Raw genomic sequence first — 22363 nt, 5'->3', positions numbered from 1 at the left:
TTTGTAATCGGAAAATACAAATCAAAGGCTGTATTTACAAAAAACAAACGAAAGCCTGTAACGCGTAGAGCCGGCCATCCCCCGCAAAGCGTCGCGCACGACGCCCGCGCATCGACGCATCAGGCCGCCCGAAGCGGATTCGCATGCGCGCTCCGCGCACTTTCCGGATCGTCGTCCCCGAGCGGGATGAACGCCATGATCTCCAGGTCGTGTCCCGACAGCGCAGGCAGCCGGAACGGGCTCGACAACACGTTCAGCCGCCGCACGCCGACGTCACGCAGGATCTGCGAACCGATCCCCGTCACGCGCCCGTCGCGGCGCACGTTGCCGGCCGGCATCCGCATCGCGTCGCCGCGCATGTCGCAATCGAGCAGCACCGCCACGCCGCAGCCGGCCGCGTCGATCCGCTGCAGTGCGGCGTGCAACGGCCACGAATGCGCGGACGGCTCCGCGTCGAGCAGGTCGAGCAGCGAATGGCATTCGTGCACGCGCGTCAGCACCGGCGTCGCGGGATCGGGCTAGCCGCGCACGAGCGCGAGATGCGGCGCGCCGTGCACGGCGTCGCGATACTCGATCGCGCGAAACCGCCCCCACGGCGTATGCAGCGGCCGTTCGCCGACGCGTTCGACCAGCGACTCGTGCTCGCGGCGGTAGTGAATCAGGTCGGCAATCGTGCCGATCTTCAGCCCGTGATGCGCGGCGAACGTCTTCAGCTCCGGCAGGCGCGCCATCGTGCCGTCGTCGTTCATCACCTCGCAGATCACCGACGCCGGCGTGAGCCCGGCAAGCGCCGCGAGATCGCAGCCGGCCTCGGTGTGGCCCGCGCGCACGAGCACGCCGCCCGGGCGCGCGGCGATCGGGAATACGTGGCCGGGCTGCACGAGATCGTCGGCGCGCGCGCCTTCCCGCACGGCAGCGCGGATCGTATGCGCACGATCGGCCGCCGAAATGCCGGTGGTCACGCCTTCGGCCGCCTCGATGCTGACGGTGAACGCGGTGCCGAACGGCGTGCCGTTATGGTCGGCCATCGGCGGCAGCCGCAGTTGCTCGCAGCGCTCGGCGGTCAGCGTCAGGCAGATCAGCCCGCGCCCGAAGCGCGCCATGAAATTGATCGCGTCGGGCGTCACGTGATCGGCGGCGATCACGAGATCGCCTTCGTTCTCGCGATCCGCTTCGTCGACGAGCAGGACCATGCGGCCCGCACGAAGCTCGTCGACGATCTCCCGCGTGCCGGCGAGCGTCATTGCGCCTCCGTGGCGTCGAACGCGCGGCGCAGCGCGGCGGCGCCGAACGTCAGCACGCGGTCGGCTGCGTCGACGGCGCCGAGCATGCTCGCGAAACCGTGCAGCTGGCCCGGCCAGCGCACGAGCGTCACCGGCGTGCCGGCCTGCGCGAGACGCTGCGCATAGGCTTCGGCCTCGTCGCGCAGCGGATCGAATTCGGCGCTGACGATCGTCGCCGGTGCGACACCCGCGACGTCCGGCGCGGCGAGCGGGCTGGCAAGCGGCGACGCGCGATCGGCGCCGTCGTCGAAATAGTGATGCTTGAACCAGCGCATCATGTCGGCCGTCAGGAAATAGCCATCGCCGAGCGATTGATACGACGGATGCTCGGTCGCGCAATCGACGACCGGATACAGCAGCAACTGATGCGCGATCGCGATGCCCGAGCCGCGCAACTGCAGCGCGGCGACCGCCGCGAGATTGCCGCCTGCGCTGTCGCCGGCCACGGCCACCGCGCCGGCGCGCGCGCCGAGATCGCGTGCGCTGGCCGCGGCCCAGCGCACGGCGTCGCATGCGTCGTGCGCGGCAGCCGGGAAGCGCGCTTCGGGCGCGAGCCGGTAGTCGACCGACAGCACGAGCGTGCGGGCCCGCTGCGCGAGGCTGCGGCACAGGTTCGCGTGCGAGTCGATGCCGCACGACACGAAGCCGCCTCCGTGGAAGAACACGGTCAGCGGCAACGGCCCGTCGGCGTCGGGCCGATACAGCCGTGCGGACAACTGACGGCCCGAGGCGGGAACCTGCCAATCCTCTTCGGCGGCGACGGCATCGCCGGGCGCGAAGGCGCCGCCCGCGGCGAGGCTCGCACGGTAGGCGGGAACGGTGAGCTGCGCGAAATCGATCGCGGGGGCCTGGGCGAATGCGGCAAGCAGCGCCTGCGCCTGAGGGTCGAGCGGCATGGGAACTCCTGTCTGAATCGAATGCGGTCTGAATCAGGTAAACCCGTGTCGCGGTTTTCCCTGAGTCCGCACCGGATGCTTGCCGGTACGGCCTGACGGGCATTCCAGCGCAGCAGGCAGGGCGCCACATCATCCGATTGGACGATGGTTCACACGCGCGGATGGCCAATTCTCAGCATTCAGTGAATCTCCCGATGACGCTGGAATTTAGACGCGTCTTAATCATGGCGGCGCGGGTGGTCGCACCGGATACATGTCGTATGGAGGATGGAGCGTGCTGATGGAGACGAGATGGGCTCCGCAAGAGAGCCAGGCAACCAGTGACGAGGCCGATATCGGCGTCGCGGATTTCAGCGAGTTGATGGCGCGCATCTATCAGGGACCGCTGGAGACGCCGCCGTGGGCCGGTGCGCTCGAACTCGTCCGTCGCTGGCTGCAGGCGAACTACGTGACGCTGATCCTGCGCGCGGCCGCGAGCGATCGTCGCGCGCCGCTGTCCGTGCACGCGTCGGAATTCGGCCCGGTCGTCCCGGGCGACGGCGAGGCGTCGTACAACAACTACTACTATTCGCTCGATCCGTTCGTCGGCCTGCCGGCCGATCGCGTGGTCACCGTCGACGACGTGTTCGGCGACACGGGCTGGCTGTCGAGCGAGCTGTACAAGCAGTTCCTGAAGCCGCAGGACGTGCGCTATATCCTCGGCGCGGACCTGCGCACGCCATCGGGCGTCGAATGCCGGTTCCGCGTCTGCCGCAACCATGCGGCGAAGCAGTTCTCCGCACGCGACAAGGCGATCTGCGCGCTGCTGCTGCCGCACCTGAAGCGCGCGGTGGAACTGCATTCGCGGCTCGATTCGGCCGAGGTCGAACGCTCGATCTATGCGAACGCGATCGACCGCATGCAGGTCGGCACGATCGCGCTCGACGAGAACGGCACGATCATCGACATGAACAGCGTCGCCGACGAGATCCTCAAGCAGAACAACGGCCTGACAATTGCGCGCGGCACGATCGAAGCGACCGACGCGCAGGAAAACCGCACGCTGAAGCGGCTGATCCGCCACGCGGTGATGGGCCACCACGGCACGGCCGCGGCGACCGTCGAGGCGATGCCGATCACACGCAGCTTCGACAAGCCGCGCCTCGGGCTGCTGGTGCGCACGGTGCTGCTGTCCGACTGGTCGGAAGACAACAAGCGGCGGCCGGCCGTCACGCTGTTCCTGCGCGACCCCGACCGCAAGCCGCAGGGCGCGCAGGAAATCATCCGCAAGCTGTTCGACCTGACGCCGGCCGAGACATCGCTCGCGCTGCTGCTGACGAACGGGCTGACGCTCGAGGAAGCCGCGGACGAATCGGGGATCAGCAAGAACACGGCGCGCACGCACCTGCGTGCGATCTTCTCGAAGACGGGTGTCACGCGGCAGGCGACGCTCGTGCGGATCCTGCTCGGGAGTGTCGTGCCGCTCGGCTAGGCGGATGCGGGTGCTGATGCTGATGTCGGCACATCGGAAGCGAACGCACTCGTCCGGCGATACATCGACATCAGTCGACGCATCGCGGGTTGCACGACAACGACGGCATCATGCAAAAGAGGCTCGCACCGCGCGAGCCTCTTCTTCATTCCAGCCGACCGAGCCAACAGCACGCATCGGACGTTCGACGATACCCGCCGCGTTCACGACCCGCGCGTCGAGCGATTCGCCCACTCGGCCAGCGCCGGCCACTGCGCACAGCCGCGCCGGATGAACGCGGCGCCTGTGCGGATCACGAGCGCGCCGATCGCGAGCGCGGCCACGTCGTCGAGGCGGCCGAAGCCGACCAGTGCCGCGCTCATTGCAAGCGCCGCCAGCAACGCCGACAACGCATCGGTACGCACATGCCAACCGCTCGCCTCGAGCAGCGCGGAACCCGTCTCGCGCGCCTTGCACAGCATCCAGGACGAGAGCGCGGCCTTGCCGGCGAGCGTGACGGCGACGAGCGCGAGCGTCGCCGCACCCGGCTGCACGACGGGCGGCGTATCGAATCGGGTCATCGCATGCCAGATCATCTGCGCGCCGGTCGCGACGAGCAGCGCGCCGAGGCCCGCGAGCGCGAGCGGTTCGAAGGTCGGGCGCCGCTCGGGCGGCAGGCGGGCGTCGAGCCGGCACGCGACGAGGATCAGCGCATCGGCCGCGAGGTCGATCGCCGCATGCGCGACGTCCGCCAGCAGCCCCGACGAATGCGCGGACCACGCCGCAACCGTCTCGGCGGCGAGCAGCAGCAGGTTGATCGCGAGGCTGACGGCGAGGGCGCGGGACGTGGCCGCGTAAACGTGGGGCGTGGCGCGCGACGTGCGCTGCATGGCGGATTCGTCCGTCGATAGCGTGGGTCAGCCCCGAACGGTACCGATTGACGGTGGCAGATCGGTGACAGCGGCGGAATCGCGGAACCGGTCATGAACGGCCTTCGTGAAAATGGTGCTCGCTTCGTGGCGTGGCCGGATCCGCGCCCGCGCTGTGCCAACGTAGCGCGCAGTACGATCCTGCCGCGAGACCCCCATGTTCCGAAAGATCAGCAACGCCGTGCTCGAGCGACGGCAGCCCGAACCCTCGACGACGTCCGGCGAACGCAAGGCGCCGGATCCCGGCAAGCAGAAGGCGGCGCCGGGCGCGACGCCGCCACCGCAGCTCGCCGGGCTGGAGACGCGCTCGCCGCGCAAGTCGGCGGAGCAGACGCGGGAATCGCCATCCGACTGGGGCGCCGAAACGCTGAAGGCGCTGGATGGCATCGCGAAGCGCGGCGCGACGCCGGGCAGCGAACGTACGACGGGCTTTACCGTCCGGAAATCGCCGACGCCGCGCTCGAACGCATCGCTCGCTTCGTTGAAATCGAAGAGCCGGCCCGCGTCGATCACGGACAAGACGAGCGAGGTCGAGACGTCCGAGCCCCGGCACGTGCCGGCCGTCGTCGCGGCCACGCTGCACGAGACGGAGACCGAGACGACTTCGGTCACGAAAACCGACAAGACCGCCAGGGCGGCGGAGACGGCCGCCGCGCCCGCAACCGGCGACCACGTGGCGCGCCTCGGTCGCGTATTCGACACGTTTTTCGGCGAAACCGTCGACCTCGACACGCCGTCCGTCAAGCCGTCTACCAATAAGGACAAGCACACGACGGTGGTCGCCGATGTGCCGCAAGCGGCGCGTGACGCACAACTCGAAGCGACCCGCTCGCCCAACGCGCGCTTCGAAGCGGCGCTGGCCGGCCAGGACATGCAGCCGATCCGCAACGGCGGCCGCGGCAACAACTGCTCGATCTACGCGCTCGTGCAGTGCGCGAATCCGGACCTCGACGGTCCGGCGCTGGACGAGGCGGTGAGCGAGATCCGCACCGCCTTCGACGCGCAGCACCCGGACGAGAAGGGCCGGATGCTGCTGCTCGACACCAACGCAGGCGGGCACGGCGCGGCACTCGTCTCGCTCGTGAACGAGAAGTTCGGCGTCGACATGCAGGTCGGTGTCGTGCAGGCGGGCGTCGAGGACGCGCATCCGGTCACGACGATCGGCCAGTTCCACGGCAGCCAGCGTCAAGCGGGGCAGGCGCCGACGCATCGTGTCGTTGTATGGGACCAGCACGGGCATTTCGAGGCGATCACCAGCACCTCGGACAAGGCCGCCGCCGGCGAGACCGATGAGACGGTACCGAAGCCGCCGCCGGGCTCGACGGCGCCGCTGGCCGCGCCCGTCACGACCCAGCCGCCGGCCGACCTGGCCCCGCGCAAAAGCGGCGAAGCGCCGCTCGACAAGCAAGCGGACGGAACGACACAGACCGCGAAGCAGGACGCGGCGCCGCGCCCGCATGGCGAAGCGCTGGGCCAGCTCGTGCCGAACGCCACCGTCGGCGCGAAGGTGCTGCGCCGATTCGGGCGCTGGATCCGGGTCGACAACGAGAACGCGCTGCCGCAGTTGCTGAACAAGACGAAACCCGAAGGCGGGATCGTGCAGGGCCTGACGAAGGCGCACCTGACGTCGTCGCCGGCGTCCGCGCTGGCCCTGGCGCACGAAGGCGTGAATACGGTCTACGCGGCGCAGGAACTGGGCACGTCCGCGATGCGCAAGAGCCGCTACCAGAAGCAACTGGGCAACTGGCCGGCCTCCGCAGACGACCCGAAGATCAAGACGGGCGGCCGCGAGGTGCCGCTGTCGGAAATCGCGGGAAAGACCGATTTCCAGTCCCGCTACGACCTCAAGGTGGCGATCCTGGGCCAGCCCGAGGGCCCGCAGCGGGAGAAGATGCTCGACGTGCTGACCGGACGCTACATCGCCGAGGTCCAGGGCAAGAACCGCGTGGTCCGCTCTGCGATCAAGACGACCATGTCGGCCATGGGGATCGGGGCCGGCGTCGGCCTGGCGGTCGGCACGCATGGCGCCGCGTCCGCGGCGATCGCGGGCGGCGCGATCCTGTCGGGGCGCGACCTGCTCGACAACCGCAAGGCGGCCCATTCGCTCAAGCAGCACTATCGCGACAAGAAGATGGCGGCCATCGCCGACGGCGCGATGCGCAACCGGCTCGAAAAGCAGCTCGCCGGCGAGCCGGATGCGACGGAAAAGGAGGCCTGGGACGGCATTCGCGACACCGTCAACCAGCAGCGCATCGGACGTCTCCTGCCGATCAAGTTCGACAGGTTCAACGAGAACAAGTCGACCGACAACAAGAAGCAGGAGGTCGACCTCGTGAAGAAGCATGCGGCCGCGCGCGTGGTCGGCATGCTCGAAGAGAGCCATGGCCGGCACTCGCTGGCGCCCGCCTATCTGGAGGCGAGCAACGGCGTGCGTCACAAGGAACTGAAGAAGTTCTATCGCAAGGCGGTCGACGAGGACCGGCGGTCCGACGGCGGCAGCGACATTGCGTCGGCGTTGCAGCTGATGCGCGATCTCGGGATGTCGAAGATGGAGGCGATCGCGCATCTGCGAACCGCGGCGGGCGGTGTCGCGCAGAAGCCGCTCGACGAGGATCAGGCCAAGCAGATGAAGAACGATCCCGATCCGGTCGTCAGGCATATGGCGCAGTCGCCGACCGACCGTCTCGAATCGGCGCTCGGTTCGGCGATGGGGCGGCGCTAGGGTCGCGGCAATGGCCGACGATCGGCGAAGAAACGGACGATTGCAGGAAGGGCAGTCATTTTTTCATGATTATGAGAATGAGTCAGGTAATTATGACGCACATTAATCGATATTTCGCTTCGTATTTATGCGCGTCGATACGCACCGGTTCTCGTGTCGCGTCGGTCACTCACCTATATTGACCGCACGAAATGCAAGCCGGGTAAATACTTCCAATCAAAGACAGGAGTGTCCGATATGGCCGCGAATATCACGATTACCGTCAGTCCGTCGACGACCACGCCGACCGACTTCGGCAATTCCGGAGCCAATGGCGCATCGTCGGCCAATCAGCCGGCGAGCTTCACGCTGGATGCCGGTTCGCTGGCCGCGCTCCTGAAGCCGCCGGCCGGCGGCAACGGCGCGAACGGCCTGGGCGGCGCGGGCCAGGGGCTGCACAACGTCAAGCTGAGCACCGACAAGGGTACCGTGCAGGTGCAGATGGACAGCCAGGGCAACATCTACGACAAGAGCGGCAAGAGCATCGGCAAGCAGAACCCGGACGGTTCGTTCACGTTCGACAGCGGCAAGAGCCCCGAGGCGGAAATCCTGAATACCGGCTCGGCGAACGGCAAGCACCAGCCGCAAGGCCGCGAAACGATGGATGCGTCCGACGTCAGCGTGTCGGCCGGCGACCTCCGCGGCCCGAACGGCAACGGCAGCGGCGGCGCCGGCGGCACGGATGGCGGCTCGACGATTCCGGTGAACTACCCGCAGAACGGCGGCGCGTTCAACGCGAACGGCACCAACGGCGTGCCCGGCGGCCAGGATGTCAACATCGGCGTAGGCAATTCGCCGACCGGCGGCCAGACCATCACGATCACGCTCGGCGACGGCGCGTCGCCGAATGGCACCGTGCCGCAATCGGGCAGCTCGCCGTATGCGAACGGCGGGCTCCCGGTCGGCCTGGGCGGCTCCGGACAGGCCGGCCAGGGGCTGCACAACGTGAAGCTGAGCACGGACAAGGGTACCGTGCAGGTGCAGATGGACGATCAAGGCAACATCTACGACAAGAGCGGCAAGAGCATCGGCAAGCAGAACGCGGACGGCTCGATCACGTTCGACAGCGGCAAGAGCGCGGCAGCCGAGATCCTGAATACCGGCTCGACGAACGGCAAGCACCAGCCGCAGGGCCGCGAGACGATCGATGCGTCCGACGTCAGCGTGTCGGCCGGCGACTTGCGCGGCAGCCAGGGCGAAGCGCAGGATGCCGCGACCGGCAAGGAAGTCGAAAAGCTCAGCCAGCTGGGGCTCGGGCCGGTGGATCCGCAGGGGCAGACGGTCACCGTCTGACGTGGCGGGCGCGACCGGAGCGGCCGCGGCCACCCGCGGCCTGGACATGACTGACGACGCGGCAGGCGCGATGCGCCTCGCCGCATGGCAATCGCAATTGGCATGAGACGGCTCATTCTGGATCGAAGCGAGGACGTGATGCAGTTCGTCGCGTCCTTGACGGGGGAGGCGCGTTACCCCAACTACGACGACGCGATCGGCCTCGAGAAGGACGGCCGGCTCGTGGCGGGCGTGGTGTACCAGGCCTACAACGGCCCCAACGTGGCGATGCATTTCGCGGTGGCCGGTTCGCCGCACGTGATCACGCCCGGGTTCGTCTGCGCGGCGTTCCGCTTTCCGTTCATCCTGCTGCGCTGCAACCGGATCAGCGGCTATGTCCGCGCCGACAACCTTGCCGCGCAGCAGCTCGACGAAAATCTCGGCTTCCGGCGCGAAGGCGTGATCCGCGAGGGGGCGTCCGACCGGACCGACTTCATCCTCTACGGCATGCTGAAACACGAGTGCCGCTTCCTCGACGGCCGCTACCTCGCGGCGATGAATCGCGACCTGGCGCAGCAGGAGTGCGCGGAGGCGTGATGCGATGCGGGTCGGGCGAACGCCATCGCGGCGAGACGAATGCGTCCATTCGACGAGCGGTGCGGCTGCGGTTCATGAAGGAGTCAGCATAAATCCATATAATCGTTTTCATCGCGACTTATAGGGTCGGTTTAAACGGCTTTATCGAATCGATATTCATTTGTTTACTTATTAAAGATAAACAGATCGAATCCTTTCCGGAGGAATTCATTCATTGGTATCCAATACCGATGATTGTTGCATGCATGACGAATTCAAGGCGGCGCGATATATCCCTATTCGCGGCATATTTCGCCGCCTGGCCAGACATTCTCCACTCACGATCCGGATAACCGAGCCGGAGCTGTACGTTGCATCCATCGCATCCGCTGTCGCCGACGCAGCCTGTCGCGACAGCCGGGGCGTCCAGTTGCCGCAGTCGGAACCATGGCATCGCTCCTCGCATGACGCCGCTCGCCGGCCGGCATGGACGACGCATTTCCTGCCTGCTCATCCAGGGAACGAGCTGATAATGAATCTCGCGGTTTTCTCCAAAGACATGACGCGGCGCGATGCAATCTGCAGCCATCTCGCCGCGAACGGCATCGCCGTCGAACGGTTCGACGACGAAACGAGCTTCGCCCGCGCGCTCACGCGTCGCGAGTTCGACGCGATCCTGATCAGCATGGAGGCGGGCATCGATCCGCAGCATCCCGTGCTCGTCCATCGCGCGTGCCACGGCGTCCAGCGCGCGCCGCTGATCCTGATCTGCTCGCCGAACGACAGCATGGAAGCCGTCGACCTGCTGCACTACGAAACCGACGAGATCGTGCTCGCGCCGATCAGCCTGCCGGAACTGTTGCTGCGTCTGCGGCTGACCAGCCGCCGGCTCCAGTGCACGCGCAGCAGCGTGGACCGCGAGCGCCTGACGTGCGGCCCGTACCGGCTCGATCGCCACGCGTCGACGGTCAGCGTGGCCGGCGACGTGATCCGGCTCACGTCGCGCGAGTTCGCGATCGCATGGATGCTGTTCTCGCAGTTCGACAAGTACGTCGCGCGCGGCGAGATCGCGCGGGCGGTGTGGGGCAGCCCGGAGGACGTCGTCAGCCGTTCGCTCGAACAGCACATCTACAAGCTGCGCAAGAAGCTCAGCCTGAACGGCGAGCATGGCGTCTACCTGCGCACGATGTATGCCGTCGGCTACCGCATCTTCATCCAGACGCGCGAGCATCGTGCCGCGCCGGTACGGCAACGCACGACGATGCCGGTGCCGGCCTATGCCGACGACTTCGATGCGCCGGTCGCGCGGCACGCGACCGGCGGGCGCTGACGCATGACACGAGCGCGCGTGATGATCGATCGAGCCGGGACGTGCCGCTTGCCGCGGCTTCGCCGGACGACAGCGCGCGCAATTCTGCTCGCCGCGGTTCGCCTCCATGCCTTCGCACATTCCATCGCACCGCGCGGCCACTGAGGCCGCCCGGACCGACGATACCCGCGGGCCCGACGGCACGGCGGTGGATACCCCGCGCGATGCGGTGCAGCTCGACGGCGACGTCGTGCTGAGCCTGCTCGCGCTGATCGGTGGCGGGGGCGCGGAACTGAAGGACGCGGCCGGCGGCGGGCAGACGCAGGGCGGGCCCGCAGGCACGGCGCCCGGGCCCGCGCGTGATGGCGCGCCGTGGCCGCGCACGGCGCCCGCTGTGCCCAGTGGGCCCGGCATGCGCGGTGGCGCGGCAGGGCCGATTGCGCCCGGCACGGGCCAGAGCACGCAGACGGGCATCCTGCCTGCGCTCACGGGGAACACGCAGGCCGGCGACGATGCCGTGCCGGCCATCGTGCCGGATGCGGGCGGCGACGCGCAGCAGCGGCAGGCACCGGACCCGGTTGCGCCCGAAGGCGCGCTGCTGCTTGCGTTGCTGCCGGGCGCCGACTTGCTTCGTCAGCCCGGTGTCGAAACTGCATGGCCATCGGCGGCCGATACGCAGCCGATGCCGCCCGCGGCAAGCGGGAACGACGTCGGGCCGCACGTGGACGGCGACGCTGGCGAAGCCGGCGACATGATGCGTGCGCCAGCGGGCGCGATGGCCTTCGCCGGAACGGCCGCGCCGCTCGCAACGCCATCGCGTACGGGCGCCGAGGCACCCGCCACGCAGACAGAACGGCTCGCCGCGACCGCCGATCACGCGCCGTCCGGTGCCGAACGCCGTGCGTCCACGCAGCCCGCAACCGCCACGCCGCAGATATCGCAGACGCCGACGGCACGCCGCGACGCCGCCGCACCGCCGGCCCGTTCCGCACGCGACGCGCTGGCTGACGCCGCCGGCACGGCCAGCCGTTACGCGCATGCGACGGTGCGCCGCGCGGGCACGCTCGCGGCCGCGACCGGGCGGTCGCTGGCCGCGCACGGCGCGGCGCTGCCCGGTGTGCGTGCGCTGGAGGCCAATCTCGTCGAACGCGGGTGGATGCCCCGTCCGGTGCGGCCATCCGCGTCGTCCGACGAAGCCGGCATCGGTAGCGGCGCCGGCGCGGACGCGGGCGATCCGTCGTCGTCCATCGCGTCGGGCAACGAAGCCGCGGGCGTGGTGAACGTCGTGCGGTATGTGGTGCAGGCGCGCGAATGGCTGGACGAACGGCGTCCGCGCGCGCCGGCTGGCGGTTGCCCGCATCGTCGCAGCCTGCGCTGCCGCTGGTACTGCCGTGCGGGATGCACGCGGCGCGGCGGATGAGCGTGGATTGCTTTCTTCCTTTTCAACTTTCGGGATTTCCGGCTTCGACATGAGAATCGACACGATGCAGGGCGCGGCGATCGCGTGGCTGGGCGGCATGCTGCTTGCGGGTTGCAGCGCGACCTCGCCATCCGCGGCAAACGGCGCGCCGGTGTTTCCCGACCCAGGTGCGGCGTGGGTCGCCGGCGGCAAGCAAGTCAGCGTGCGCGACCTGCGGAAAGTCGTGCCCGGGATCACCGAGAACCAGGTGTACCTGCTGATTCACGAGCCGCATTTCAGCGAAGGCACCTTCGGCGTCCGCGCGTGGAACTACCTCTTCAAACTGCGAACCGGCCGCCCCGGCGAATACGCGACGTGCCAGTACCAGGTGCAATTCGATACGCACCGGCTGGTCCAGGCAACCTACTGGAAAGACCCTGCATGCGCGCAATACGTGACGCCCGGCGCGACTGCGGCGTCGAACCCGGCAGACGCGTCGTAGCGCGGCGCAGGCCACTCGGCGGGCAGCCGCGCCCGCATCACAGCCGCGCGCGGCCGCCGGACGAATCGCGCAGCAGGTCGCGCAGCCAGGTTCCGGCATCGGGTGCCGGTACGGCCGGACGAGCATGCCGGGTCAACACGTAAAGCAGGCAGTCCGCCGCGTCCAGGTCGCGATTCGGTTGCGGCTCGTGGCGCTTCAGCACCGCTTCACACCGGAAGCCCAGGCGCTCGATGCAGTGGCCGGCCGGACCGCCGGTCACGCAGTGCGCATAGATCCGCTGCACGCCGCGCTGGCCGAGCAGCCAGCCGAGCAGCTCCTGCAGCGCCATCAGGCAGGCACGCCGGCGCCGCGTGCCGCCGCGCTTCGCGATCATCACCGACAGGCGCACGCACGGCAGGTCGGGCGTGAGTTCGATCACACCCGCGAGCTGCCCGGTGGCGCGGCACTCGCACGCATAGCGGATCAGCGTCCGGTCACGCCAGCCGCGGCGGGCTTCGTCGATATACGCGTGGGTTTGCGCGAGATCGCCGTGACGCCCGATCGGCAAATACTTCATCGTTTCGGGGTCGCTCAGCATCTGCTCGAAGAGCGCGGGCGCATCGCCCGGCACCAGCGGGCGAAGTATCAGCCATTCGGTTTCGAGATGGGTCAACGGGGGGAGTCGCATGATGATCGCTCGTCATCGATCGGTCTTGTCAGTGTTGCGCAACGGAGTGCGCCGCGGTGCGAACGCGCGAACCGGCATGTGCGCCACGGAATGTCTTCGCGCAGGTGGCGTCGGGTTCGCCGCGCGGCACGGATGACGCGGTACGCCATGACATGCTGGCGGATGCACGGCGCCGCATGAGCGGCCGCGTGGGCGGTGGCGATCGCCGCCGTTGCTCCGATGGAGATATCGCATGCGCTTCGCACTCGCGGGATTCGATCTGTTTCACGGTGTACTCGAGACGTTCGTGAGCGCCGGCTGGACACCCGTATCGCTGTTCAGCTTCGTGACCGACGACCGGGTGAATTCGAACGAGGAGATCGTGTCGCATGCGACGCGACACGGCCTGCCGTTGCACCTGTCGCGAATCGACGAGGCGGCGCTGCGCACGCTGCGCACGCTGCGCGATCTCGACTGCGACGTGCTGGTCGTCGCCGGATACGGCTGGCGGATTCCGGACTGGACGCCGTACGTCCGGCACGCGATCAACTTCCATCCTGCGCCGCTGCCGGAAGCGCGCGGCCCGTATCCGCTGATGCGCGCGATCCTGGACGGTCACCGCGAATGGGGCGTGACCTGCCACCGGATCGCGCCGGAATTCGACACCGGCGAAATCCTGCTGCAGGAGCGCTTCGCGCTCGCCGCCGACGAATGCCACGAAAGCCTGCAGCTCAAGGTGCAGATGGCCGGCTGCCGGCTCGCGCGGCAGGTCGCGTACCGCTTCGACGCGCTGTGGGCCGCGCGCAAGCCGCAGGCGGGCGGCACCCATTGGCCGAAGCCGTCGGAGGCCGACCGCACGCTCGACTTCACGCAGCCGGTGGATCGCGTGATGACGCAGGTCCGGGCCAACGGGCTGCACGAATGCATCGCGCAGGTCGGCGGCAGCGTGCTCTACGTGCGGCGCGCCGTCGGCTGGCACGAACGGCATGCCTGCGAGCCGGGCACGATCGCACACGTGAGCCGCCGCTGGACCGTGATCGCGGTACCGGACGGCTTCGTCGCGCTGCTCGAATGGAGCGTGCTGAGCCTGTCCCGGCGCGCGGACATCGGGCCGTGATCCGCTGCGCGCGGCGCGTCCGGGCGGCGCGAGTTGGCCAGTCACCGGGTCACGCCCGCAGCCAGAAGAATTCGCCCGACGCGATGCCTTCGAACATCTCGTCGCTCGACTCGATGATGTTCTGCCGCCAGTAGCGGCCGTGGTCGGCATAGTGAACGAGCAGGTCGGCGAGATCCGCGCCGCTGAAATCGGGATCGAACGGCAGCCGCAGGATCAGGACGATCGAGCCCGTGTCGGCGTCGATGCCGAGCTGCGCCTGGTCCTGCGCGTAGATCAGCAGGTTGGCTTCCAGCATCAGCCGGAAAATGTGCAGCGTGCGGCCCGCCGTGACGGTGCCGAAGTGGAAGTTCGCGTAGATCGCTTCCTGGTCGCGCTCGACGTGCTCGAGGCGCACCTCGAATCCTTCGACCTCGACCGAGCCGGTTTCCTGCACGTAGTCGACGTCGTGAAGACCGACGACCGCGCAGAACTGGGCCACGAGTTCGAGATAGCGGGGATCGTTCATGAGCGGGACGACGCGACGAAAGCGGGGATGAGAAGAGGCCGGCGCGCCGGAGCCCGCCGGATGACCGGGTCGGGCTGGCCTGTCGCGCCGGCGGTGGCGCCGCGGTGCGGCGTGCGAAGCGCGTTACTGGTTCTTCGCGATGTCCTTGAGCGAACCGGTTGCCGAATTGGTGGCGTTGGCTGCCGCCGTCGCCGCATTCAGCTGAGCGTTGTTCGATGCCTGGGCGGTGGCTGCCGCCGAGCTCGCCTGCGTGATCGCGGTCTGTGCCGCAGTGGATTGTTCAATGCTCGCGACTGCTGCACCTGCACCTGCCAATGCGCCTGCCATGGTGATTCTCCTTGTGAAGTGACGACGGTTACTGCGGATAAACCGTTCTCGAGCGGCAAGTGCCGCAGCGGAACAGAACGGAAGCGGGGCGCGCTACGCGTGCCGGATCTGCTGGATCACGCGCGAGGCCGCCAGCAGGCCACGGTAGAGCGTCGCGCGATTCCTGTTGTCGATGTCGGCGCCGGGTGTCGCGTTGTTCACGTTCTCCGCGATCTCGGCGAGCGCGCGCTGGATCCCGTCGATCGTCGGCGCGGCGTTCGGGTCTCTGGCGATCGCGGAAAGGTTGTCGAACTGCTTGGCGTAGGGCGTAATCGGCTCGTACATGTCGCGTGTCCTGTCGAGGTCGGTGGAAATTCAGGAGTCCGGCGCAGCCGGGTGGGGCGCGGCGCGCACCTGCTCCGCGCTGCGCGTGATCGTGCTGCTGTCGACGGAAGGTGCCGCCGGCCCCGAGGCGACCGGCACGCCGGACGCCGGCACCGGATCGGCCGGCTCATCCGTCGCGTAGATGTGCTTCACGCCGTCGGGCGTCTGCGTGTACTGCACCGTGTCCGACGACACGATCTCCGAATACTGTCCGGTCACCGGCACGGCCTGGCCGGGATGCTCGACCGCCTGCACGACCAGCCGCCGGATGTTCGAATCGAGGTCGGCGCGCACGCGCGTGACGGCCTTGTCGAGCGCGTCCTTGCTGTCGACCGTGCCGGTGATCGCGAATTCGCCGTTGCCCAGGTACTTGACGCGCACGCCCGCGATGCCGAGCGAATCCTCGATGCTGTGCACCGCGTTCTGCGCGACGTCGTAGCTGCGCACGACGTCCTTCGTCGCGATCTTCGCGAGCGTCGAGCGGACGAGCTGGTCGTCGGCCAGGTTGGCGACCATGCCCGTCACGACGCTCGTGTTCCCGACCGTGCGCACCTGCAGCTCGGTCATGTGCGCGGCCGCGAGCGCGTCCTGGATGCGGGTGCTCCGGAAGTCGGCGCCGTGCCGCAGCGCGGCCTCGCTGTCGGGCGCGGTGGTCAGCAGCACGGCGGTGCCCGCGACGATGCCGATCGCGATGCACGCGACGAGCGCGCCGTAGTAGCGGCGCCGCTTGCGCCGTTCGGCGTCGACCCGCGCGTCGGCCGGCCGCGTCAGCAGCGTCGACAGCAGGTCGAGATCCGACGGCCACGGCACGTCGTCGGGGCCCACGCACAGGATCGTCTCGCCGAACCGCATCGGCACGAAGTCGACCAGGATCACCGTTTCCGGTTCGGCCGCGGCGTCCGCGGGCGCACCGTCCGGCGCGTCGGCGCGCGTGATCGCGCGCACGACGCCGGACGCGTCGACGTCGAGCGTCACGTCCGCGCCGGTCCAGTCCGTCAGCCGGATATCCGCATCGGCACCGCCATGAACCCGATGCTGACCCGGCGCGAGCTGCAGCATCGCGCCCGCATGGAATCCCGTCAGTATCCGTAGCTGTTTCATGAGCGAAGCGTTCAATCGATATCAGGTCCGTATGCCGAAGCGGCGGTGCCGTGCACGACGGGCGCGAATCGTCCGTCTCGCTGTGAATGTAGAGGCTAAAAGCGCGCTGGCGGCCGCGGATGCGAAGACTTCGCGTGTCGAACGAAGCGTCGGGCGGCACTGCCGCACTACGGCATGCGCCGCAACGCGCGCAATGTAGCGAGCGCTTCCGCGCACTGGCGCGGCGTGCGCGGCCGGTCGAACTGGCGCAGCAGCAGGCCGGCCAGCATGTTGAAGTCGCGCGTCGCTTCCGGCAGCGGCGCGGCGCCGACCGCTGCGTCCCGCCTCGGCGGCTGCGCGCGCAACATCTCGAGGTCGGCCGCCGGCAACGCGACGCCGGATTGCTGCACGCGCAGCCAGCGCACGGACCACGCATGCACCTGCGCGGCGACACCGGCGCCCGGCTGCGCGGAGAACGCGCGTTGCAACGCGAGCAGTTCGCGGGCGCACGCGTCACGCAGCGCATGCGGATCGAGGCCGGACGCAGGGGCGGGCGGTGATTCCAGCGGATGCTGCGACGCGACCGGCGCGGCGTGGGGCCGGCGGCCCGTCCTGAACGTGGCCGTGGCGATGCGCTCCGGTTCGTTCGCGTCGTCCTGATCGTCGCCCTGGTTGCCGCGCCCGCCGCCGTGTCCGCCCTGGCGTTCGTGCTCGTCGCCGGATACCTCGAGCTCAGGCGGTTCGCCGGCGGCGTCGGCGCCGTCCGCACCGTCGCTCGCCCCGGCGCCGCGCTTGCCGCGTGCGGTGCGGCGCCGGCGCGCGAGCCGCGCGGCCATCTTTTTCGCGCGCTGCGCCTGCGCCGCATTCTGCTGGGCCTGCGGGCCGCCGTGCGCGAAGCGCGTGCCGCGGTACAGCGTCGCGAATTGTCCGGCCGGCTTGGCGCGTGGCGATTTCGCCGACTTCTTGTGCGCGGCCGCCGCTTGCTGGGCGAGCGCGGCGGAGTGGGGGCCGATACGTGTCATCCGGGCCTCGCGTCAGTTGGGAAACGCCGTTCGCATCATTTCGTTCGCGAAATGCAGGATCGCCGCGCAGGACAACGGTGCGGCGATCACCAGCACGATCGTCACGGCGATCAGCTTGACCGCGAACGGCAGCGCCTGGTCCTGCAGCGACGTGATCGCCTGGACGAACGAGACGGCGAGCCCAACCGCGGCGGCCGCGATCACGAACGGCAACGAAACCGTCAGGCACAGCAGCATGCCCTGGGTGGCGGCGTGAACCAGCGAATCGACGTCCATGGCGGCTCCGGTCACTTGTAGGTCAGCACGAGCCCGTGGATCAGCGCCGACCATCCATCCATCACGACGAACAGCAGCAGCTTGAACGGGATCGCGACGTTGGTCGGCGACACCTGGTTGAGCCCCATCGACAGCAGCACGTTCGCGATGATCAGGTCGATCACGATGAACGTCACATAGAGCAGGAAACCGATCTTGAACGCATCGGTGAGCTCGGTGAGCGTGAAGGCCGGCGCGAGCACGATCAGGTCGGTTTCCTTCAGCGCCTGCGCTTCCTCCTGCGGCCACACGATCGACGCCGAGCGGATGAAGAAGCGCTTCTCGCGTTCCTGCGTGTGCTTGATCAGGAACTGCCGGAACGGCTCGCGGGCGGCGTCGGCCGCCTGGATCACGGCCTGCGACGATTGCGGCGAGATCGTCTGGCCGCTCAGCGTCTTCGCCGCCATCATGCCGATGGGCGCCATCACGTATACCGACACGAGGATCGCGATGCCGTTGAGCACCATGTTGGGCGGTACCTGCTGCACACCGAGCGCGTTGCGCAGCAGGCCGAGCACGACGACCACCTTCGCATACGACGTCACGACCATCGCGACGAACGGCAGCAGGCCGATCGCGACGACGATCAGCAGCAGGCCGGACAGGTCACTGTACTGAACCATGCTCGTGCGCCATGCGGAGAATGCGGATGCCGACGTGCTCGCCGATCCCGACCAGCTCGCCGTAGCCGATCACCTGGCCGTGCGCGACGAGCTTGAGCGTCAGGTCGGCGATCGCGGTCGGCAGCTCGATCACGTAGCCGGGGGCGAGCGACGACACCTCGTCGATCGTCAGCGCGACGGTATCGGCGACGAACTGCACCGGCAGCTCGAGTTCGCCCACTTCGACGGCGCGTTCGGCATCCGGCGCGTCGAGCCCGGCTTCGGGCGTATCCAGGACGGTGGTTTCCGTCATCACGGGTTCCTTCAACAAAGTGATCGTTCGGGATTGCACGGCCACCGCTGCCCGGCCATGCGCGAGACCCGCGCTGCCCCAGGTCGCGAAGGCGACGGGATGCGGCGCTGTGTCCGCACGTGCGCCGGCGCCATGCAGCCACGCGGCGTCCAGCGACGGATCGGCCACCCGCAGCAGGATGTCGCCGCCGCGCAGGCTCTGCAGCGTGTCGACCGACAGCGCCTTCACGCCGAGCACGAGACTGCCCGGCAAGCGCAGCGACGCGTCGAACCATCCGGCGCGCGCGGTGCGCGCCAGGCACGTATCCAGCCACTCGATACAGCGGCCCGGCAACTGCACGAGCGCGTCGTGCCGCTGGTCGCGCAGCGTGAGCGACAGCGCGACGCTCACGCTGTGCGGACGCGGCGCCGGCCCCGTGCCGCGCCTGACCGCGACGACCTGCGCGCCGGTCAGGCCGAGCCTGTCGAGACAGCCCAGCAGCGGCCCGCACAGCACGTTCGCGACGGCATTGCGCAGCGTCAGTTCGGGGCTCGTGCGCCGTTCGGCGACCTGGACCTCGGACCACGCGCAGACCGACAGCGCGGGATAGCGTTCGAGATCGAGCAGCAGGTGCGCACTCACCGGGCCGGCCGGCGTGTCGATCCGCAGCTCCGCGACGGCCGGGTCGGCGTAGTCCGGCGCGCCGGTCGCGAAGCGGCACTGAAAATCGCGCACGCCGAGCGTGTCGCGCAGGAACACCGGTAGGCGTGCGTCGAACAGCCGGCGCGACGCGTGCGCGCTCGCCGCGTCGAGCGGTGGCGGGACGAGCGGCGCGCACGCTGCGCCGCCGGGAGTGATCGAATGCCGAATCAGTTTCATCCGTAGCCGGAAAATGCCGCCGTTGGCCCGCGCAGGCCGCCCGCCGGGCGCCGCGCTCGAGGCAATTCACGCGGGGCCGGCTACCACACCGTGAGACGGACGGTCCGCGGCTGCCCCCATGCCCGCAGCATCGTGTCGAGTTCCTGCTCGAGCGCGACGCTGTGGGCCAAGAGTAACTGTCGTGCTTCGCGATCCTGCGTATCGAACCGAAGCTGCAGGTCGAAATGCGAAAGCGACACGTGCAGCTCGGTGGACGCCAGGATCCGGTCGTTCAGCACGACATGGGCTTCCCATTGCCCGCCGGCCGCGACGGCGGGATCGCCGCAGAACGCCGCGATTTCGCGCGACAGCACGCCGAGCAGCCCGAGGTGATCGCGCTGCTCCCGCAGCGTGACCGTCGCGATCGGCACGGCGGCGCTCGCGATGCGCGCGGCGATGGTCCGGGATTCGGCCAGCTCGGCGGACGTCGGCACCGGGTCCGGCGCAGGCGTGTCGCGCTCGTTCGAGATCAGCGGAAAATGCTCCGCACGCCCGGACGACGGATCGGGTTCCGCGGACGAATCGTCCTGCTGGCGCGACGCGGGCGGCGCATCGGACACCGGGCGCACCACGGTCCGGCGCGCGGCAAGCAGCGCCGCGTAGTCGAACCGGCGCGCGCCGCGCGCGGACCGCGGGCTCGCGTCGTCCGGGGGCGGCAGCGCTCGCGAGTCGCGGCTGTCGATGCGTGACACGGCGCGGCGTCAGACGGTGATGCGGCCGATCGGGCGCAGGTCGACGTGCTCGCCCAGTTCCTGGTACGAGTACACGGGCAGCCAGCCCAGCTTCGCCTCGATCATCCGGCGCACGTATCGGCGGATGTCCATCGACGTGACGAGCGCGACGCCGTCGGTCGGCTGCGGCCCGACGACCGCGTGGATCTTGTCGATCAGCAGGCCGATCTCGTCCGGCGCGAGCGCCAGGAAATTGCCCGTCGGCGTCTGCTTGATCGCCTGCCGGATGTGCTGTTCGATCGGCAGGTCGAGCAGCACGGCGGGCAGCGTGCGCTGGCCACGCGTCGCACGATGCGCGAGGAAGCGTGACAGGTCGCCGCGCACGTACTCGGTGAGCATCAGCATGTCCTTTTCCTTCGGCCCCCACGCGATCAGGCTTTCCATGATGGTCCGCACGTTGCGGATCGAGATCTGTTCCTCGAGCAGGCGTCGCAGCACGTCGGCGATCCGCTGCGGCGGCAGCACCTTCTGGACTTCGGCGACGAGCCCCGGGTGATCCTCGCCGAGTTGCTCCAGGATCCACTGCACCTCCTGGATGCCGAGGAACTGCGTCGCATGGTGGCGCATCAGCGCGACCGACGCGTGCGCGATGACTTGCTCGGGGCCCCATGCCGGAATGCGCGCCGGCGCCTCGCGCGCGTCGACCCAGTGGGTCGGCCGGCCGCCGGGATCGATCGGCGCGCGCGGTTCGCCCTTCGCGACCAGCGCGTCGCGCTGCTGCACGTCCTCGGGCGACAGCGGCATGCCCGTCGCGACGCGCTCGGGCTCCGGCAGCATGACCATGCCGGCCGGCAGCTCGACCAGCAGATGCGGCACGTCGTGGATCAGGATTTCCGCATGCATCGCCGGCAGGCCCGCATGGGTCCACATCGTGATGCCGGGAAACGGCAGCCCCAGTTCCTCCTGCAGCCGCGCGCGCTCCGCGCCGAACGACTTGTCGAGCACGGGCAGCACCAACCGCTGCATCAGATCGGGCGCGACACGCACGCCGATCGGGCAGGCGAACTGCGGAGCGCGCGTCATGATCGCGGGCGTATCGGCCTTCGCACCCGAACGCTGCATCGCCTGCAAGCCGTCCTGGGCCGGCGCGCGCTCCGATTGCCGGTCGTTCAGCTTGTACGCGATGAACGCGAGGATCGCCGACAGCAGCAGGAACAGCACGACGGGGAAACCCGGCACCAGCGCGAAGCCGAGCAGCAGCAGCGCGGCGAAATACAGCGCACGCGAACTCGAGCCGAGCTGGCGGCCGATTTCCTCGCCGAGCGAGCGCGGCTTGTGGCTGCGCTCGTCCGCGACGCGCGTGATCATCACGCCGGCCGCGACCGACAGCAGCAGCGACGGAATCTGCGACACCATCGCATCGCCGACCGACAGCACCGAGAAGCGGTTCGCCGCCTCGCTCGCGCTCATCCCGTGATAGGCGACACCGACCGCGATGCCCGCGACGATGTTGATGGTCGTGATCAGGAGGCCGGCGATCGCATCGCCTTTCACGAACTTCATCGCGCCGTCCATCCCGCCGTGCAGCTGGCTCTCGATGGCCAGCGTCGCGCGGCGGTGGCGCGCTTCTTCCGGGCTCAGCAGGTTCGCGCGCAGGTCGGCGTCGATGCTCATCTGCTTGCCGGGCATCGCATCGAGCGTGAAGCGCGCGCCGACCTCGGCCACGCGCTCCGAGCCTTTCGCGATCACGATGAACTGCACGGTCGTGATGATGATGAACACGACCAGCCCGACGACGAGGTTGCCGCCCACCACCAGCTTGCCGAAGCTGTCGATGATGTTGCCGGCCTCGGCATGCAGCAGGATCGACTTGGTCGACGCGATGTTCAGCGAGAGCCGGTAGAGCGTCGTGAACAGCAGCAGCGACGGAAAGGCGGACAGCGACACGATGTCCGGCACGTACATCGTGACCATCAGCAGCGTGACGCTGATCGTGATGTTGATCGCGAGCAGGATGTCGATCAGCTCGGGCGGCAGCGGCAGGATCATCAGCGAGATGATCGCGGTCACGAGCAGCGCGATGCCGATTTCGCCGCCTGCCGGGAACTTGAGGGCCTTGAACATCGGA

General features: G+C 68.8%; 21 protein-coding genes and 1 pseudogene. 8 read left to right on the top strand and 14 right to left on the bottom strand.

Annotation, left to right across the window (positions count from 1 at the left end; translation table 11 throughout):
- Positions 1-119 precede the first annotated feature (119 nt).
- Together ribBA and AC5LXX_RS23640 are read right to left on the bottom strand one after the other, a co-directional pair.
- A pseudogene (gene ribBA / locus AC5LXX_RS23645) lies at positions 120-1244 on the bottom strand (bifunctional 3,4-dihydroxy-2-butanone-4-phosphate synthase/GTP cyclohydrolase II).
- Positions 1241-2179, bottom strand: coding sequence for an alpha/beta hydrolase (locus AC5LXX_RS23640; RefSeq protein ID WP_493411168.1), 939 nt, complete (start codon positions 2177-2179; stop codon positions 1241-1243). Before AC5LXX_RS23640 ends, ribBA begins: the two are co-directional and overlap by 4 nt.
- Before the next feature lie 280 nt (positions 2180-2459).
- On the opposite strand from AC5LXX_RS23640, the gene AC5LXX_RS23635 reads away from it, so the two are divergent.
- Entirely contained in the window at positions 2460-3650 is a 1191-nt protein-coding gene (locus tag AC5LXX_RS23635; RefSeq protein ID WP_124447597.1) for a helix-turn-helix transcriptional regulator, read from the top strand.
- A gap of 203 nt (positions 3651-3853) precedes the next feature.
- On the opposite strand, the gene AC5LXX_RS23630 is transcribed toward AC5LXX_RS23635, so the two are convergent.
- On the bottom strand, positions 3854-4519 hold the full coding sequence (locus tag AC5LXX_RS23630; RefSeq protein ID WP_493411167.1) for a cation diffusion facilitator family transporter: 666 nt from the start codon (positions 4517-4519) through the stop codon (positions 3854-3856).
- A gap of 196 nt (positions 4520-4715) precedes the next feature.
- Here AC5LXX_RS23630 and AC5LXX_RS23625 point away from each other — a divergent pair, with 196 nt between their 5' ends.
- The 6 genes from AC5LXX_RS23625 (at position 4716) to AC5LXX_RS23600 (ending at position 12377) form a co-directional block, all read left to right on the top strand.
- Positions 4716-7280 carry a hypothetical protein gene (locus tag AC5LXX_RS23625; protein WP_493411166.1) on the top strand — a complete coding sequence of 855 codons (2565 nt, stop codon included), beginning with the start codon at positions 4716-4718 and terminating at the stop codon, positions 7278-7280.
- A gap of 237 nt (positions 7281-7517) precedes the next feature.
- Positions 7518-8612 carry a hypothetical protein gene (locus tag AC5LXX_RS23620; protein WP_493411165.1) on the top strand — a complete coding sequence of 365 codons (1095 nt, stop codon included), beginning with the start codon at positions 7518-7520 and terminating at the stop codon, positions 8610-8612.
- A gap of 102 nt (positions 8613-8714) precedes the next feature.
- A complete protein-coding gene (locus tag AC5LXX_RS23615; protein WP_124447588.1) occupies positions 8715-9188 on the top strand; it encodes a GNAT family N-acetyltransferase in 474 nt (157 codons plus the stop codon).
- A gap of 511 nt (positions 9189-9699) precedes the next feature.
- Positions 9700-10497, top strand: a complete 798-nt coding sequence (locus tag AC5LXX_RS23610) for a response regulator transcription factor (protein WP_185658093.1) — start codon at positions 9700-9702, stop codon at positions 10495-10497.
- Between the two features lie 187 nt (positions 10498-10684).
- The gene (locus tag AC5LXX_RS23605; RefSeq protein ID WP_493411164.1) at positions 10685-11896 is read left to right on the top strand and encodes a hypothetical protein; all 1212 of its coding nucleotides are present in this window, start codon (positions 10685-10687) and stop codon (positions 11894-11896) included.
- Positions 11897-11945: 49 nt separating this feature from the next.
- The gene (locus AC5LXX_RS23600) at positions 11946-12377 is read left to right on the top strand and encodes an outer membrane protein assembly factor BamE (RefSeq protein WP_493411163.1); all 432 of its coding nucleotides are present in this window, start codon (positions 11946-11948) and stop codon (positions 12375-12377) included.
- A gap of 37 nt (positions 12378-12414) precedes the next feature.
- On the opposite strand, the gene AC5LXX_RS23595 is transcribed toward AC5LXX_RS23600, so the two are convergent.
- Complete coding sequence (locus tag AC5LXX_RS23595) at positions 12415-13044, bottom strand: GNAT family N-acetyltransferase (RefSeq protein WP_493411162.1); 630 nt, start codon at positions 13042-13044, stop codon at positions 12415-12417.
- A gap of 232 nt (positions 13045-13276) precedes the next feature.
- On the opposite strand from AC5LXX_RS23595, the gene AC5LXX_RS23590 reads away from it, so the two are divergent.
- Positions 13277-14140, top strand: coding sequence for a methionyl-tRNA formyltransferase (locus AC5LXX_RS23590; RefSeq protein ID WP_493411161.1), 864 nt, complete (start codon positions 13277-13279; stop codon positions 14138-14140).
- A gap of 49 nt (positions 14141-14189) precedes the next feature.
- Here AC5LXX_RS23590 and AC5LXX_RS23585 read toward each other — a convergent pair whose 3' ends face one another.
- From AC5LXX_RS23585 to sctV, 10 genes are all read right to left on the bottom strand, one after another.
- A complete protein-coding gene (locus AC5LXX_RS23585; RefSeq protein WP_046547806.1) occupies positions 14190-14645 on the bottom strand; it encodes a CesT family type III secretion system chaperone in 456 nt (151 codons plus the stop codon).
- A 123-nt stretch (positions 14646-14768) separates the two neighbouring features.
- Positions 14769-14972, bottom strand: a complete 204-nt coding sequence (locus AC5LXX_RS23580) for a hypothetical protein (RefSeq protein WP_046547807.1) — start codon at positions 14970-14972, stop codon at positions 14769-14771.
- Positions 14973-15065: 93 nt separating this feature from the next.
- Positions 15066-15296 carry a type III secretion protein gene (locus AC5LXX_RS23575; RefSeq protein ID WP_176045394.1) on the bottom strand — a complete coding sequence of 77 codons (231 nt, stop codon included), beginning with the start codon at positions 15294-15296 and terminating at the stop codon, positions 15066-15068.
- A 30-nt stretch (positions 15297-15326) separates the two neighbouring features.
- A complete protein-coding gene (locus AC5LXX_RS23570) occupies positions 15327-16436 on the bottom strand; it encodes a secretion protein (protein WP_493411160.1) in 1110 nt (369 codons plus the stop codon).
- A 167-nt stretch (positions 16437-16603) separates the two neighbouring features.
- Entirely contained in the window at positions 16604-17437 is an 834-nt protein-coding gene (locus tag AC5LXX_RS23565) for a hypothetical protein (RefSeq protein WP_493411159.1), read from the bottom strand.
- Between the two features lie 12 nt (positions 17438-17449).
- Complete coding sequence (gene sctS, locus AC5LXX_RS23560; protein WP_046547810.1) at positions 17450-17713, bottom strand: type III secretion system export apparatus subunit SctS; 264 nt, start codon at positions 17711-17713, stop codon at positions 17450-17452.
- 11 nt (positions 17714-17724) lie between these two features.
- Positions 17725-18375, bottom strand: a complete 651-nt coding sequence (gene sctR, locus AC5LXX_RS23555; RefSeq protein WP_124447569.1) for a type III secretion system export apparatus subunit SctR — start codon at positions 18373-18375, stop codon at positions 17725-17727.
- On the bottom strand, positions 18359-19525 hold the full coding sequence (gene sctQ, locus AC5LXX_RS23550; protein ID WP_493411158.1) for a type III secretion system cytoplasmic ring protein SctQ: 1167 nt from the start codon (positions 19523-19525) through the stop codon (positions 18359-18361). Before sctQ ends, sctR begins: the two co-directional genes overlap by 17 nt.
- An 80-nt stretch (positions 19526-19605) precedes the next feature.
- Positions 19606-20256 carry a type III secretion system protein SctP gene (sctP, locus tag AC5LXX_RS23545; RefSeq protein WP_493411157.1) on the bottom strand — a complete coding sequence of 217 codons (651 nt, stop codon included), beginning with the start codon at positions 20254-20256 and terminating at the stop codon, positions 19606-19608.
- Between the two features lie 9 nt (positions 20257-20265).
- Positions 20266-22359: a type III secretion system export apparatus subunit SctV gene (gene sctV, locus AC5LXX_RS23540; RefSeq protein ID WP_493411156.1), complete on the bottom strand. Its 2094-nt coding sequence runs from the start codon at positions 22357-22359 to the stop codon at positions 20266-20268.
- Positions 22360-22363 lie beyond the last annotated feature (4 nt).

It is taken from the genome of Burkholderia torrens (assembly GCF_984668525.1).
The sequence above is the reverse complement of the archived record's forward strand: the minus strand, read 5'-3'. Positions and strand labels throughout refer to the sequence as shown.